Below are 13,747 nucleotides of genomic sequence, written 5' to 3'. Positions count from 1 at the left end.
TTGATTGAAATCAGTAAAGCGGGCACATTTTAACAACATTACAGAAATAACGTTTCAAACATGTAACTATGCACAAATGTTAAATTTACCCATCACGGAGTAGTTTTAACGTAATTGAAACGAAAAAATATCTTATCTGAACCGATTCAACTCTCAATTTATCGATTTTATAAGCACAATTTTCGAATAAAAATTCATATCGGAAATTTTGTGGTAGATAATCCTGTGTTTACAAATGGTTTCTTTTTATTCAACTCGTCATCCCCCCTTCATAAAGCAGGTGCATTCGCGTCCGCATAACATTATTCTGTCCAGGACAAAAGTATTTAGGCAACATTTTACCGACCACTGCCGTAAACAAAACAATACAACAAACGGAATTGCAAACTTACACACGCGTCACTGCGTGGTTCAAAAAATAGGTACTCGAATATAAAGAGTAAAACCACACACGAGGTTTCATGATGGAAAGTCAACAGCATGGCGATCAGCTAAAGCGCGGCCTTAAAAACCGCCATATACAGCTTATCGCGCTGGGTGGCGCGATAGGCACTGGGTTATTCCTCGGGAGCGCATCCGTTATTCAGTCTGCAGGGCCGGGTATTATTCTGGGTTACGCTATCGCCGGCTTTATTGCCTTTTTGATAATGCGTCAGTTGGGTGAAATGGTGGTTGAAGAGCCAGTTGCAGGCTCCTTCAGCCACTTTGCTTATAAATATTGGGGCGGTTTCGCAGGTTTTTCCTCCGGCTGGAACTACTGGGTACTGTACGTACTGGTTGCCATGGCCGAGTTGACTGCCGTCGGGAAATACATTCAGTTCTGGTGGCCAGAAATTCCAACCTGGGTTTCTGCTGCGGTCTTTTTCGTTGCTATCAACGCCATCAACCTGACCAACGTTAAAGTGTTCGGTGAGATGGAGTTCTGGTTCGCCATTATTAAAGTCATTGCGGTCGTGGCGATGATCCTGTTCGGCGGCTGGTTGCTGTTTAGCGGCAACGGTGGCCCGCAGGCCAGCGTCAGTAACTTGTGGGATCAAGGTGGCTTCCTGCCACACGGTTTCACCGGTCTGGTCATGATGATGGCTATTATCATGTTCTCCTTCGGTGGACTTGAGCTGGTTGGCATCACGGCTGCAGAAGCGGATAACCCGGAACAAAGCATCCCCAAAGCGACCAACCAGGTTATTTACCGTATCCTGATTTTCTACGTAGGCTCCCTGGCCGTTCTGCTCTCTTTGATGCCGTGGACGCGTGTGACAGCAGATACCAGCCCGTTCGTACTGATCTTCCACGAACTGGGAGACACATTCGTCGCTAATGCGCTGAACGTCGTGGTGCTGACCGCTGCTCTTTCTGTTTATAACAGCTGTGTATATTGCAACAGTCGTATGCTGTTCGGTCTGGCTCAGCAGGGTAATGCGCCAAAAGTACTGATGAGCGTGGATAAACGCGGTGTACCAGTCAACACGATCCTGGTCTCTGCGCTGGTTACGGCTTTATGCGTACTGATTAACTATCTGGCACCGGAATCCGCATTTGGTTTACTGATGGCACTGGTGGTTTCTGCACTGGTGATCAACTGGGCAATGATCAGCCTCGCGCACATGAAGTTCCGCAAAGCGAAACAACAACAGGGCGTTGCCACCCGCTTCCCGGCGCTGTTCTATCCGATGGGTAACTGGATCTGCCTGATTTTCATGGCAGCTGTACTGGTGATTATGCTGATGACACCAGGCATGGCAATCTCTGTTTACCTGATCCCGGTGTGGATTGCCATTCTTGGTATTGGCTATCTGTGCAAACAAAAAACAGCCAGGGCTGTTAAAGCGCATTAATTATACCCCCTACCTGCATAAGGTAGGGGGTATTACCTACGCCGTCCGGCAACAATACGTTAAATCAACGTCCCGTAAATCGTCAGCAGCGCAATAACGACCACCACTACGAACGAAGTTTTCTTGGCCATTGAAACAGCGGCTTTAGGTGTTTCTACTTTATCGGTGTGAGATTCACGCGCCAGCGAGAACTGTGCCAGGCGAGTTAACACCTGATATTGCGAAGTATGCAGATCTCCCAGCGAGGCAAACCAGGCAGGTAGCGCCTTTTCACCATGCCCCAGCAGCGCATAGACCACACCGGCAAGACGTACCGGGATCCAATCCAGCACATGCAGAATCGCATCAATACCCGATTGTAAACGCTGATGAGGTGTCTGATAACGCGCCAACCAGGACTGCCACGCGCGCAGAAAAGCATAGCCTACCAGCGTCACCGGTCCCCATGGGCCACCGACGATCAACCAGAATAACGGCGCCAGGTAAAAGCGAAAGTTGTTCCATAACAGCGCATTTTGCAGTTCACGCAAAAACTCACGCTCATCACAGTGCGGTGGAACACCATGGATAAGCGTGAGTTCGCTGGCCATCGCCTCACGGGCATGTGCATCATTACGCGAAGCCGCATTCAGGTATGCATGGTAATGAAGACGAACCTTACCTGCGCCAATGCACAGCAAGCCAATTGAGATCCAAACCACCAGCAGCGGGACATTAAACAGCAGCCCATGCAGGGCTCGCAGCAGCAAAAACGTCACCGCCATCGCGATAATTGTCATTCCTGATGTGCGCGCCATAGAAAAATGTTTTATCCGGCGGAAGAAGGCTTCGAGCCTGTGGTCAAGCTGCCAGTGTTCACCCAGCTTAAACAGGCGTTCAACCATCAACACCAGCAATGTTGTAAACAGCGTCATGTCATCTCCTTGTGTGACGAGGGGGTGACCAGGGCGCGAAACCTCGCCCAGTCAAAAGACGGACCGGGATCGGTCTTACGCTCAGGCGCAATATCACAATGCCCGGTTATGTTACTGGCAATTTCCGGATAACGCTGAATCAGAGCATGCGTAACGGCTGCCAGTTGCTGGTACTGCGCATCGGTATAGGCCAGCGTATCCGTTCCCTCCAGCTCAATACCAATCGAAAAGTCATTACAGCGTTCACGTCCCTGATAGTTCGATACACCTGCATGCCAGGCGCGTTTATTAAAAGGGACATACTGCACAATCTCGCCGTCGCGACGAATCAGACAATGGGCAGAAACGCGCAAATGGGCGATCTTTGCAAAAAAAGGGTGGGCATTGGGATCAATTGTTCCAGTGAATAACGCGTCTATCCACGGACCACCAAATTCACCAGGCGGCAGACTGATGTTATGAACCACCAGCAAAGAAGGGGTTTCGTCGTCCGGGCGGCAATCGTAATGTGGAGAAGGAACGCGTCGTGCCTCAGCCAGCCAGCCCTCATCTAACAACATGCAGAATCTCCTTATTGGTGGTGCTCATATCAGGTTCAGGGTAGCATGTTTCTACCTTATGATTCGTTAGCAATTTGGAGTTTTATCATGCCGCCTCGCCGCTATAACCCTGACTACCGACGTGACGCGCTGTTGGAACGCATAAACCTCGATATCCCTGCTGCTGTTGCCCAGGCACTGTGCGAAGATTTAGGTGGGGAAGTTAATGCCAATAACGATATCACCGCGCAACTTTTGCCTGAGGATATGCGTTCCCACGCTACCGTAATTACGCGTGAAGATGGCGTTTTTTGTGGAAAACGCTGGGTGGAAGAGGTCTTTATTCAGCTTGCTGGCGATGATGTAAGCGTCACCTGGCATGTCGAAGATGGCGACAGTATTAAAGCTAATCAGCCGCTGTTTGAACTGGACGGTCCTTCCCGTGTATTGCTTACAGGTGAACGCACCGCGCTCAATTTTGTGCAAACGCTGTCCGGTGTCGCCAGCGTGGTGCGCAGTTACGTCGACCTGCTGGCAGGGACAAATACCCAACTTCTCGATACGCGTAAAACCCTGCCGGGACTCCGGACAGCGCTGAAATATGCCGTACTATGCGGCGGCGGCGCAAATCATCGACTAGGGCTTTCGGATGCATTCCTGATTAAAGAAAACCACATTATTGCTTCCGGATCGGTACGTCAGGCTGTCGAAAAAGCCTTCTGGCTGCATCCGGACGTACCGGTCGAAGTCGAAGTTGAAAATCTGGATGAACTGGACGACGCGCTGAAAGCTGGGGCGGACATTATCATGCTGGACAATTTTGAGACCGATCAAATGCGCGAAGCGGTTAAACGCACCAACGGCCAGGCCCGTCTGGAAGTCTCTGGGAACGTCACCCACGAAACGTTACGCGAATTTGCCGAAACCGGCGTGGATTTCATCTCCGTAGGTGCACTGACAAAGCACGTTCGCGCCCTCGATCTCTCTATGCGTTTTCGTTAATAGCAAAGTGTATTGCCCGATGGCGCTTCGCGTATCGGGCCTTCTTCCCCGCTTATTCGGCAATTTCTTCGAGCCTTTTCGCAAATACGCCATCTTGCGTTGAAAGAAATATAGATATCTCTGAACCCACCTTCCCGTTTTGTTTTTTGCCTCTCGCAAACGCTCCCTCCTGTTTGCCAAAGTAGCGCCAGCTAACTCAAGGAGAGAACAATGGACAAGCAACGAGGCTTCACGCTTATCGAACTTATGGTAGTCATTGGCATCATTGCCATTCTCAGTGCTATTGGTATTCCGGCCTATCAAAATTATCTGCGCAAAGCAGCACTAACAGACATGCTGCAAACCTTTGTCCCCTATCGTACGGCAGTCGAACTCTGCGCACTGGAGCATGGCGGAACTGAGACCTGTGATGCCGGGACCAATGGTATTCCCTCTCCAGCCACGACCCGCTATGTCTCCGGCATGAGCGTTGAAAAGGGCGTGGTTACCCTCACCGGGCAGGAAAGCCTGAACGGTCTGAACATCACCATGACGCCAAACTGGGAAAATGCCAACGGTATTACCGGCTGGAGCCGTAACTGCGGCATCTCAAATGACAGCGCTTTGCAGCAGGCCTGTGAAGACGTTTTCCGATTTGATGCGCAGTAAGAGGACAAGAGATGAATACCACACAACTGACAGCACTGTGCCAGCGTTATCAGGGCATATTGTTGGATGCAGACCATGACGTGGTGCATATTGCCGTCGTGGATGCCCCATCTCACGAACTGCTGGACGCTTTGCATTTTGCGACTACAAGACGCATCGACATCGTGTGCTGGACTCGTCAGCAAATGGAAGGTCACTCGCACAATACACGGGCGAGGCTTCCGGCAATCGTCCCTGAAAGCAGTGTTACCGCAGCAGAATTGCTGGATCAGACGTTGCAATCCGCTCTGGCGAAACGCGCTTCTGATATTCACATTGAACCAGCAGAACATCGCTACCGAATAAGGTTACGCGTGGATGGTGTTCTTCACACCTTACCAGATATCGCGACGGATACAGGCATTGCCCTCACTGCAAGGTTAAAAGTATTAGGGAGTCTGGACATTGCTGAGCACCGGCTTCCACAAGATGGGCAGTTTACCATTGATATTTCAGGAGAACCGATCTCGTTTCGCATCGCGACGTTACCCTGTCGTCATGGTGAAAAAGTGGTGCTGAGATTGCTGCATCAGGTTGAGCAGACGCTGGAGATCAAGGAGTTGGGAATGCAGAACGCGCAACTGGCGGCATTTTCACAAGCATTACAGCAACCTCAGGGGCTGGTTCTGGTAACCGGGCCTACCGGGAGTGGCAAAACGGTTACGCTGTACAGCGCGCTGCAAACCAGAAACTCCCCGGATGTGAATATCTGTAGCGTGGAAGACCCAATAGAGATCCCGATCGAAGGACTCAACCAGACTCAAATTCACCCACGCGCAGGTCTCACGTTTCAGAGCGTATTACGTGCGCTACTGCGACAGGACCCCGACATTATCATGGTGGGTGAAATCCGCGACGGCGAGACGGCTGAGATTGCCCTCAAAGCCGCGCAAACCGGTCATCTGGTCCTTTCAACTCTGCATACCAACTCCACCAGTGAAACGCTGATACGCCTGCAGCAAATGGGCGTAGCACGGTGGATGATCGCCTCAGCGTTGACGCTGGTGATTGCGCAGCGACTCGTCAGAAAACTGTGTCCCTATTGTCGACAACGTCTTGACTCCCCCATCACACTCCCGGCTACGCTGTGGCCCACCCCACTTCCACGCTGGCTGGCGCCTGGCTGCGAACACTGTTATCACGGTTATTATGGCCGCAGTGCATTGTTTGAAGTCCTGCCCGTCACACCAGCATTACGACAGTGCATCGCCAGCGGCACATCCATCGACATCGTGGAATCGGATGCACAGCAGGCGGGGATGCTCACACTTTTCGGTAATGGATGTCAGGCCGTTGAACAAGGATTAACAACGTTTGAAGAGCTGATCCGCGTACTGGGTATGCCCCATGTCAGCTAAACAACTCTGGCGCTGGCATGGAATTAACAACGAGGGACAACCAATGGAGGGGGCTCTTTGGGCGGATACTCGCCCTTCGCTAATATTGGCGTTGGAGCATTCGCATATTACACCGATACGCGTTAAGCGCATGAAGGTTAAAACCTCACAATGGAGCAGAACAAGAAGTCGCGAAGCGATACACCAGTTAGCCACGTTACTTAAAGCAGGACTGACACTTTCCGAAGGATTAGCGCTACTTGCCGAGCAACATCCCAGCAGCCAATGGCAGGCGTTACTACGCACACTGGCTTACGATATGGAACAGGGCATTTCACTTTCCACTTCACTTTCACAATGGCAGCACGTATTCCCTCCATTGTACCAGGCGATGATTCGCACGGGAGAACTCACCGGTAAGCTGGACGACTGCTGTTTTGAACTCGCCCGACAACAGAAAGAACAGCAACAGCTTACTGATAAAGTTAAAAAAGCGCTGCGTTATCCGGTCATCATTCTCACAATGGCTGTCATGGTGGTGCTCGCCATGCTGCATTTTGTACTACCTGAATTTGCTGCCATCTATCGTACATTCAACACCCCGTTGCCGGCACTGACGCAGGGAATTATTGCTGTCGCACAATACAGTAGTCGATGGGGGTGGCTGGCGGGATTACTCGGACTGGCATTGGGGCTGGCATACTGTCTGGTAAAGCAGAAACCCTACTACCTTATTCAGCGTCAGAGATTTCTTCTGTGTTGCCCTGTCATAGGACCATTGGTAAGGGGCCAAAAACTCACGCAGATCTTTACCGTCCTGGCGTTAACACAAAGTGCAGGCATTCCCTTTTTGCAAGGTTTGGAGAGTGTGGCCGAAACGCTGGCTTGCCCTTTCTGGTCTCAACGTTTAGCGCAAGCGCACCGAGACATCAGTGCCGGAAAACCGATCTGGCTGGCACTCAAAAATGCCGGAGAATTCAGTCCATTGTGTTTACAGCTGGTGAGAACAGGAGAAACGTCCGGCTCGCTGGATGCAATGTTGCAAAATCTGGCACGACATCATAGCGAGAACACAATGTCACAGGCAGAGAACCTGGCTGCGCTACTTGAGCCTGCGCTGCTTGTCATTACAGGGTTGATTATCGGTACACTGGTTGTCGCGATGTATTTACCGATTTTTCACCTGGGAGATGCGATGAGCGGTGTGGGGTAATCCTCAGATGCCGGATGGCGGCGTAAACGGTTTATCCGGCCTACGAAGCACATAACGTAGGCCTTCAAGCAGCACACCATCAGGCATTTTACGATTGACTATCTGTTTTTACAGACTATTGAAAACACGGTTTTCTTGTTCCTGAACACGAATAAACGTTGTACGTTTAGTCAGCTCTTTCAGGCGGGATGCACCTACGTAAGTACAGGCAGAACGCAGACCACCAAGGATGTCACGAGCCGTATTATCAACCGGGCCACGCAGCGGTAGCTTAACGGTTTTGCCTTCCGCTGCACGGTATTGTGCGACACCACCAACGTGGCGCGTCATGGCGGATTCAGAGCTCATACCATAGAACAGCATGAATTTTTCACCGTTCTCTTCGACCACTTTACCACCGCTTTCTTCGTGACCAGCCAGCATGCCACCAAGCATCACAAAGTCTGCACCGCCACCAAACGCTTTTGCCACATCACCGGGCATCGTGCAGCCGCCGTCGCTGACAATCATTCCGCCCAGACCGTGAGCGGCATCAGCACATTCAATAACAGCAGAAAGCTGTGGATAGCCCACACCGGTTTTTACACGCGTGGTACAAACAGAACCTGGACCAATACCAACTTTGACAATATCAGCACCAGAAAGCACCAGTTCTTCACACATTTCGCCGGTAACGACATTACCCGCGCAAATCGTTTTTGTCGGCCATGCTTCGCGCGCTTTCGACACAAACTGCACAAAGTGCTCTGAGTAACCATTTGCCACATCGATGCAGATAAAGTTCAGCGCAGGATTCAGGGCCAGGATTTGTTTGGTTTTTTCGAAATCAGCGTCAGAGGTCCCGGTTGAAACCATCACGTGTTTCAGTACATCAGTAGAAGTACCCGCGATGAAAGCAGCCCAGTCTTCTACAGAATAGTGTTTGTGCACAGCGGTCAGGATGTCGAAGGATGCAAGTGCCGTAGCCATTGCAAATGTCCCGACGGTGTCCATATTCGCGGCGATAATAGGTACGCCGGACCAGGTCTGACCTGAATGTTTAAAGGTAAATTGACGTTCCAGCTCAACATCGGAACGGCTTTTGAGAGTAGAACGCTTAGGGCGGATAAGAACGTCTTTGAAACCTAACTTCAGATCTTCTTCGATACGCATGTGCGGATTCCTGGGGTTAATGGCTAAAAATCGAAACTCACAACTCCAGTGACGCTATCATACGCACTAATCAATACCGCGCAAGACTGCGAAATTCTCTTTTTTTACGCTACAATCCCATAAATTTACCTGGCGAATAGTAGGTTAATCCTGCAACAGCCTCGCCTTCGCATGCTTAACTTTTAACTGTTTGATAATCAAACTTAAACTCCAGGATCTGGATCTATGAGGTATACGGTAGCCTTAACCGGCGGTATTGGCAGTGGTAAAAGTACCGTTGCGAATGCGTTCGCTGACCTCGGAATAAACGTGATTGATGCAGATATTATTGCGCGTCAGGTGGTCGAACCAGGTATGCCAGCGCTCAAGGCGATTGCCGAACATTTTGGTTCCGAACTCATTGCTGCAGATGGATCGTTACAACGGCGAATTTTACGCGAACGTATTTTTTCCGATCCTGATGAAAAAGCCTGGCTGAATGCCCTGCTCCATCCGCTTATTCAGCAGGAAACTCAGCGCCAGTTTCAACAAGCAACCTCTCCTTATCTGTTATGGGTTGTACCTCTGCTGGTTGAGAATTCATTGTATAAAAAAGCCAATCGCGTGCTCGTGGTTGATGTTACTCCCGAGACACAGCTCAAACGCACCATGCTGCGTGATGATGTGACTCGCCAGCATGTAGAACAAATTCTGGCTGCCCAGGCCTCGCGTGAAGCGCGTCTTGCCGTGGCAGACGATGTTATTGATAATAATGGCGCACCGGATGCCATCGTCTCGGATGTTGCCCGCCTGCACGCGCTCTATTTGCAATGCGCGTCGCAGTTTGTCTCACAGGAAAAACCGTAATGCACACCCAGGTCCTTTTTGAACACCCTCTCAATGAGAAGATGCGTACATGGCTGCGCATTGAATTTCTAACTCAGCAACTCTCCGTTAATTTACCCATTGCAGACCATGCAGATGCACTGCATTTTTTCCGCAACATTGGGGATTTACTGGATGTCTTTGAACGGGGTGAAGTGCGTACCGAACTCCTCAAAGAACTGGAGCGACAACAGCGTAAACTTCAGGCCTGGGTTGAAGTTCCCGGCGTCGATCAAAACCGAATTGACTCTCTGCGCCAGCAGTTAAAAAACGCAGGCAGTATTTTAATTTCGGCCCCGCGCATCGGACAAACATTGCGTGAAGATCGCTTAATTGGTCTGGTTCGCCAGCGCTTAAGTATTCCTGGTGGGTGTTGCAGTTTTGATTTACCAACTCTGCATATCTGGTTGCACTCATCGCAGGCGCAGCGTGACGAACAGGTCGGGCGCTGGATTGCCAGCCTGGAGCCCCTCAATCAGGCGCTGACGCTGGTTCTTGATTTAATCCGTAATTCTGCACCGTTTCGCAAACAGACCAGTTTGAACGGGTTTTATCAGGATAATGGCGAAGATGCAGATTTGCTGCGTTTGCAATTGCCGCTTGATTCGCAGCTTTATCCGCAAATATCTGGCCATAAAAGCCGTTTTGCCATCCGCTTTATGCCACTGGATAGTGAGAATGGCCAAGTACCCGAGCGTCTCGATTTTGACCTGGCATGCTGTTAAGGAATGAATATGTCTGAACAAACTATCGTCAACTGTCCAACATGTGGAAAGCCTGTCGTGTGGGCTGAAACCAGTCCGTTTCGCCCATTCTGCAGCAAACGCTGCCAGCTAATTGATTTAGGTGAGTGGGCAGCAGAAGAGAAACGTATCCCCAGTTCCGGCGATCTGTCAGAAAGCGATGACTGGAGCGAAGAAAAAGAATAGTAAGACTCAAACCTGCGCGCCATCAGGTATACATGCTTTATGCCGGATGGCAGCGTCGCCTAATCCGGCATAAGAACTACATATTTTGCTTTAACTTCGTAATAACGGGTTCATTTGCCGGCGGAAAATCTTCCGCATTCAGCGCGTTTTGCGCAATCCACTGAGACGGTTGTCCCTCTTTTCCCCACGGAGTGCCTTCCCAACTGTCTACCAGCCAAAACCACAATGTGATATGCCGATCCGGAAACTGATATTCCAGTTTTTCGAACAACCGGCTCTGAATTGGCGTAATCCCAACCTCTTCCTGTAGCTCACGAATCAGAGCTTGTTCAGGTGTTTCACCTGATTCAATTTTCCCACCGGGAAATTCCAGCTTGTTAGCCATATGAGCATCAGCGGCGCGCTGAGTAATAAAAATCTCATTCTGCTGATTACGAATAATTCCAACAGCGATTTGCAGTGTTTTCATATTGTACGTCCATAAAAAAGGCGCAGAATTCTGCGCCTTTTCAGTAAGTTATTTTTTTAGCTCAGACGACCATGGCACTGTTTGTATTTTTTACCAGAACCGCAAGGGCAAGGATCGTTACGACCGACTTTACGATCGCCGGTTTGCGCTGCCAGCTCTTCTGCAACAGCAGACTCGTCATCTTTATGGCTCAACTGCTGCATCTGCGCTAAACGCTCAGCGTCTTCGCGACGCTGCTGCTCCATCGCTTCCACCTCTTCAGGCATACGCACCTGAACTTTACTCAGGGTGCTGATCACTTCATATTTAAGTGATTCCAGCATTGAAGCAAACATGGAGAAAGATTCGCGTTTGTATTCCTGCTTCGGATCTTTCTGTGCGTAACCACGCAGGTGAATACCCTGGCGCAGGTAGTCCATCGCGGCAAGGTGCTCTTTCCACAGGGAATCGAGGGTTTGCAGCATCACTCCTTTTTCGAAATGACGCATCATTTCAGCGCCCACAACTTCTTCTTTACGCTGATAAACTTCAATGGCATTCGCCAGAATACGTTCGCGCAGCGTTTCTTCATGCAGCTCAGGCTCTTTATCCAGCCACTCTGAGATCGGCATTTCGAGATCGAAGTCGTTTTTCAAACGTTCCTGTAGGCCCGGAATATCCCACATCTCTTCCAGTGACTGAGGCGGAATGTACGCATCAATTGTCGCTTTGAAGACATCTTCACGGATACTGTTGATGGTTTCGCTTACGTCGGATACGTCCAGCAGCTCGTTACGTTGGCTGTAAATTGCGCGACGCTGATCGTTGGCGACATCATCGTATTCCAGCAGTTGCTTACGAATATCGAAGTTACGGCTTTCAACCTTGCGTTGGGCGTTGGCAATCGCTTTAGTTACCCACGGGTGTTCAATCGCTTCACCCGGCTTCATACCCAGTTTACGCATCATGCCAGACACACGGTCAGAGGCAAAAATACGCATCAGCGCATCTTCCATCGACAGGTAGAAACGAGAGGAACCCGCATCCCCCTGGCGACCAGAACGACCGCGCAGCTGGTTATCGATACGACGTGACTCGTGACGCTCAGTACCAATAATGTGCAACCCGCCAGATGCTAGTACTGCGTCATGACGAACCTGCCAGTCAGCTTTAATCTTCGCGATCTGCTCTTCAGTTGGGTTTTCCAGCTCAGCGACTTCGGCTTGCCAGCTACCACCCAACACGATATCCGTACCACGCCCCGCCATGTTAGTTGCGATCGTAACGGCTGACGGATAGCCCGCCTGCGCGACAATCGCCGCTTCGTTAGCGTGGAACTTGGCGTTAAGAACGTTGTGCTTGATACCCGCTTTGGTCAACTCATTAGAGACCACTTCAGATTTTTCAATGGAGATAGTACCCACCAGCACCGGCTGGCCATTAGCGGTACGCTCTTTAATATCTTCAATGATTGCCTGAATTTTTTCAGCTTCAGTCATGTACACCAGATCCGGTAAATCCTTACGGATCATCGGACGGTTCGTCGGCACGACAACAGTATCAAGTTTGTAGATAGAGCTGAATTCAAACGCTTCGGTATCTGCTGTACCAGTCATACCGGCCAGTTTTTCGTACAAGCGGAAGTAGTTCTGGAATGTGATGGAAGCCAGAGTCTGGTTTTCGTTCTGGATATCCACCCCTTCTTTCGCTTCGACAGCCTGATGCAGGCCATCGGACCAGCGACGCCCCTGCATAGTACGACCGGTGTGCTCATCGACGATGATAACTTCACCGTCTTTCACAATGTAGTCCACATCGCGAGTGAACAGGACGTGCGCACGCAGAGCAGCAGTCACGTGATGCATCAGCATAATGTTGCCCGGAGAGTACAGTGACTCACCTTCATCCATAATGCCTTCGTTCACCAGCAGTTCTTCAATCAGTACCAGACCACGTTCCGTCAGGTTCACCTGACGTGCTTTCTCATCGACAGAGAAGTGGCCTTCGCCCTGGAAAGTATCAGAATCTTCCTTCTCCTGACGGATCAGATGCGGGATGATTTTGTTCACTTTTTTGTACATTTCCGAGCTGTCTTCTGCCGGGCCGGAAATGATCAGCGGAGTACGCGCTTCATCGATCAGGATGGAATCGACCTCATCCACCAGCGCATAGTGCAGTTTACGTTGAACACGCTCTTCCGGGCTAAATGCCATGTTGTCGCGCAGGTAGTCAAAACCGTATTCGTTGTTGGTGCCGTAGGTGATATCTGCCGCATAAGCTTCACGCTTAGCAGGTGCAGGTAATCCTGACATGTTGATACCCACGGTCATGCCGAGGAATTCAAACAGCGGGCGGTTATTTTCGGCGTCACGCTGCGCCAGATAGTCGTTGACGGTGACAACGTGTACGCCCTTACCACTTAACGCATTCAGGTAAGCGGGCAGCGTTGCGGTCAAAGTTTTACCTTCACCGGTACGCATTTCGGCGATGCAGCGATCGTTGAGGACCATACCACCCAGCAACTGGACGTCGAAGTGGCGCATGCCAAACACGCGCTTACTCGCCTCACGGACAACAGCAAACGCTTCAGGGATCAGGCTTTCAACACTTGCGCCCTTTTCCAGACGCGCACGGAATTCGGCGGTCTTTGCTTTCAGTTCGTCATCGGAGAGTTTTTCCATCTCCGGTTCCATCGCATTAATGACGTTAACCACTTTACGCATACGACGCAGCGTACGTTCGTTACGGCTACCGAATACTTTCGTTAATAATTTGATTAGCATAATAAAATCTCAAACGCCCCGCGGTGCGGAGTCAAAAATTATAA

The 13,747-nt window shown here is 50.4% G+C and carries 13 protein-coding genes; 8 read left to right on the top strand and 5 right to left on the bottom strand.

Features of this window, described 5'->3' with window-relative positions; genetic code table 11:
* The first annotated feature begins 461 nt into the window (after positions 1 to 461).
* Positions 462 to 1,835 (top strand): aromatic amino acid transporter AroP, encoded by a 1,374-nt coding sequence (gene aroP / locus AACS05_RS03485; RefSeq protein ID WP_167493945.1) that lies wholly within the window; start codon positions 462 to 464, stop codon positions 1,833 to 1,835.
* Positions 1,836 to 1,894: 59 nt separating this feature from the next.
* On the opposite strand, the gene ampE is transcribed toward aroP, so the two are convergent.
* Positions 1,895 to 2,749 carry a beta-lactamase regulator AmpE gene (gene ampE / locus AACS05_RS03480; RefSeq protein ID WP_045439860.1) on the bottom strand — a complete coding sequence of 285 codons (855 nt, stop codon included), beginning with the start codon at positions 2,747 to 2,749 and terminating at the stop codon, positions 1,895 to 1,897.
* Entirely contained in the window at positions 2,746 to 3,309 is a 564-nt protein-coding gene (ampD, locus tag AACS05_RS03475) for a 1,6-anhydro-N-acetylmuramyl-L-alanine amidase AmpD (protein WP_045439858.1), read from the bottom strand. The genes ampE and ampD overlap by 4 nt, the downstream gene beginning before the upstream one ends.
* Before the next feature lie 87 nt (positions 3,310 to 3,396).
* Here ampD and nadC point away from each other — a divergent pair, with 87 nt between their 5' ends.
* The 4 genes from nadC to hofC all read left to right on the top strand — a co-directional run bounded on the left by nadC (position 3,397) and on the right by hofC (position 7,527).
* Complete coding sequence (gene nadC / locus AACS05_RS03470) at positions 3,397 to 4,290, top strand: carboxylating nicotinate-nucleotide diphosphorylase (RefSeq protein ID WP_045449439.1); 894 nt, start codon at positions 3,397 to 3,399, stop codon at positions 4,288 to 4,290.
* Between the two features lie 210 nt (positions 4,291 to 4,500).
* Complete coding sequence (gene ppdD / locus AACS05_RS03465; protein WP_045439856.1) at positions 4,501 to 4,938, top strand: prepilin peptidase-dependent pilin; 438 nt, start codon at positions 4,501 to 4,503, stop codon at positions 4,936 to 4,938.
* A gap of 11 nt (positions 4,939 to 4,949) precedes the next feature.
* Complete coding sequence (gene gspE / locus AACS05_RS03460; protein ID WP_045439853.1) at positions 4,950 to 6,335, top strand: type II secretion system protein GspE; 1,386 nt, start codon at positions 4,950 to 4,952, stop codon at positions 6,333 to 6,335.
* Positions 6,325 to 7,527 (top strand): protein transport protein HofC, encoded by a 1,203-nt coding sequence (gene hofC / locus AACS05_RS03455; RefSeq protein ID WP_045439850.1) that lies wholly within the window; start codon positions 6,325 to 6,327, stop codon positions 7,525 to 7,527. The genes gspE and hofC overlap by 11 nt, the downstream gene beginning before the upstream one ends.
* Positions 7,528 to 7,635: 108 nt before the next feature.
* Here hofC and AACS05_RS03450 read toward each other — a convergent pair whose 3' ends face one another.
* Positions 7,636 to 8,679, bottom strand: coding sequence for a GMP reductase (locus tag AACS05_RS03450; RefSeq protein WP_045439842.1), 1,044 nt, complete (start codon positions 8,677 to 8,679; stop codon positions 7,636 to 7,638).
* 225 nt (positions 8,680 to 8,904) lie between these two features.
* On the opposite strand from AACS05_RS03450, the gene coaE reads away from it, so the two are divergent.
* From coaE to yacG, 3 genes are read left to right on the top strand one after another with little or no spacing between them, the layout of a single operon-like run.
* Complete coding sequence (coaE, locus tag AACS05_RS03445) at positions 8,905 to 9,525, top strand: dephospho-CoA kinase (protein WP_045439840.1); 621 nt, start codon at positions 8,905 to 8,907, stop codon at positions 9,523 to 9,525.
* Entirely contained in the window at positions 9,525 to 10,268 is a 744-nt protein-coding gene (gene zapD / locus AACS05_RS03440) for a cell division protein ZapD (protein ID WP_045439837.1), read from the top strand. Before coaE ends, zapD begins: the two co-directional genes overlap by 1 nt.
* Before the next feature lie 9 nt (positions 10,269 to 10,277).
* On the top strand, positions 10,278 to 10,472 hold the full coding sequence (gene yacG / locus AACS05_RS03435) for a DNA gyrase inhibitor YacG (RefSeq protein WP_045439835.1): 195 nt from the start codon (positions 10,278 to 10,280) through the stop codon (positions 10,470 to 10,472).
* 76 nt (positions 10,473 to 10,548) lie between these two features.
* Here the strand turns inward: yacG and mutT are convergent, their stop codons facing one another.
* Together mutT and secA are read right to left on the bottom strand one after the other, a co-directional pair.
* On the bottom strand, positions 10,549 to 10,941 hold the full coding sequence (mutT, locus tag AACS05_RS03430) for an 8-oxo-dGTP diphosphatase MutT (protein ID WP_045439833.1): 393 nt from the start codon (positions 10,939 to 10,941) through the stop codon (positions 10,549 to 10,551).
* A 56-nt stretch (positions 10,942 to 10,997) separates the two neighbouring features.
* Positions 10,998 to 13,703 (bottom strand): preprotein translocase subunit SecA, encoded by a 2,706-nt coding sequence (gene secA / locus AACS05_RS03425; protein ID WP_045439831.1) that lies wholly within the window; start codon positions 13,701 to 13,703, stop codon positions 10,998 to 11,000.
* Between the last annotated feature and the right edge of the window lie 44 nt (positions 13,704 to 13,747).

It is taken from the genome of Citrobacter sp. S-77 (genome assembly GCF_963864895.1).
Taxonomy (GTDB): Bacteria; Pseudomonadota; Gammaproteobacteria; order Enterobacterales; family Enterobacteriaceae; genus Citrobacter; species Citrobacter murliniae.
The sequence above is the reverse complement of the archived record's forward strand: the minus strand, read 5'-3'. Positions and strand labels throughout refer to the sequence as shown.

Excerpts from the sequence above, each read along its gene's own strand:
- aroP (WP_167493945.1), top strand. The coding sequence starts at position 462 with ATGATGGAAAGTCAACAGCATGGCGATCAGCTAAAGCGCGGCCTTAAA.
- ampE (WP_045439860.1), bottom strand. The coding sequence starts at position 2,749 with ATGACGCTGTTTACAACATTGCTGGTGTTGATGGTTGAACGCCTGTTT.
- ampD (WP_045439858.1), bottom strand. The coding sequence starts at position 3,309 with ATGTTGTTAGATGAGGGCTGGCTGGCTGAGGCACGACGCGTTCCTTCT.
- nadC (WP_045449439.1), top strand. The coding sequence starts at position 3,397 with ATGCCGCCTCGCCGCTATAACCCTGACTACCGACGTGACGCGCTGTTG.
- ppdD (WP_045439856.1), top strand. The coding sequence starts at position 4,501 with ATGGACAAGCAACGAGGCTTCACGCTTATCGAACTTATGGTAGTCATT.
- gspE (WP_045439853.1), top strand. The coding sequence starts at position 4,950 with ATGAATACCACACAACTGACAGCACTGTGCCAGCGTTATCAGGGCATA.
- hofC (WP_045439850.1), top strand. The coding sequence starts at position 6,325 with ATGTCAGCTAAACAACTCTGGCGCTGGCATGGAATTAACAACGAGGGA.
- AACS05_RS03450 (WP_045439842.1), bottom strand. The coding sequence starts at position 8,679 with ATGCGTATCGAAGAAGATCTGAAGTTAGGTTTCAAAGACGTTCTTATC.
- coaE (WP_045439840.1), top strand. The coding sequence starts at position 8,905 with ATGAGGTATACGGTAGCCTTAACCGGCGGTATTGGCAGTGGTAAAAGT.
- zapD (WP_045439837.1), top strand. The coding sequence starts at position 9,525 with ATGCACACCCAGGTCCTTTTTGAACACCCTCTCAATGAGAAGATGCGT.
- yacG (WP_045439835.1), top strand. The coding sequence starts at position 10,278 with ATGTCTGAACAAACTATCGTCAACTGTCCAACATGTGGAAAGCCTGTC.
- mutT (WP_045439833.1), bottom strand. The coding sequence starts at position 10,941 with ATGAAAACACTGCAAATCGCTGTTGGAATTATTCGTAATCAGCAGAAT.
- secA (WP_045439831.1), bottom strand. The coding sequence starts at position 13,703 with ATGCTAATCAAATTATTAACGAAAGTATTCGGTAGCCGTAACGAACGT.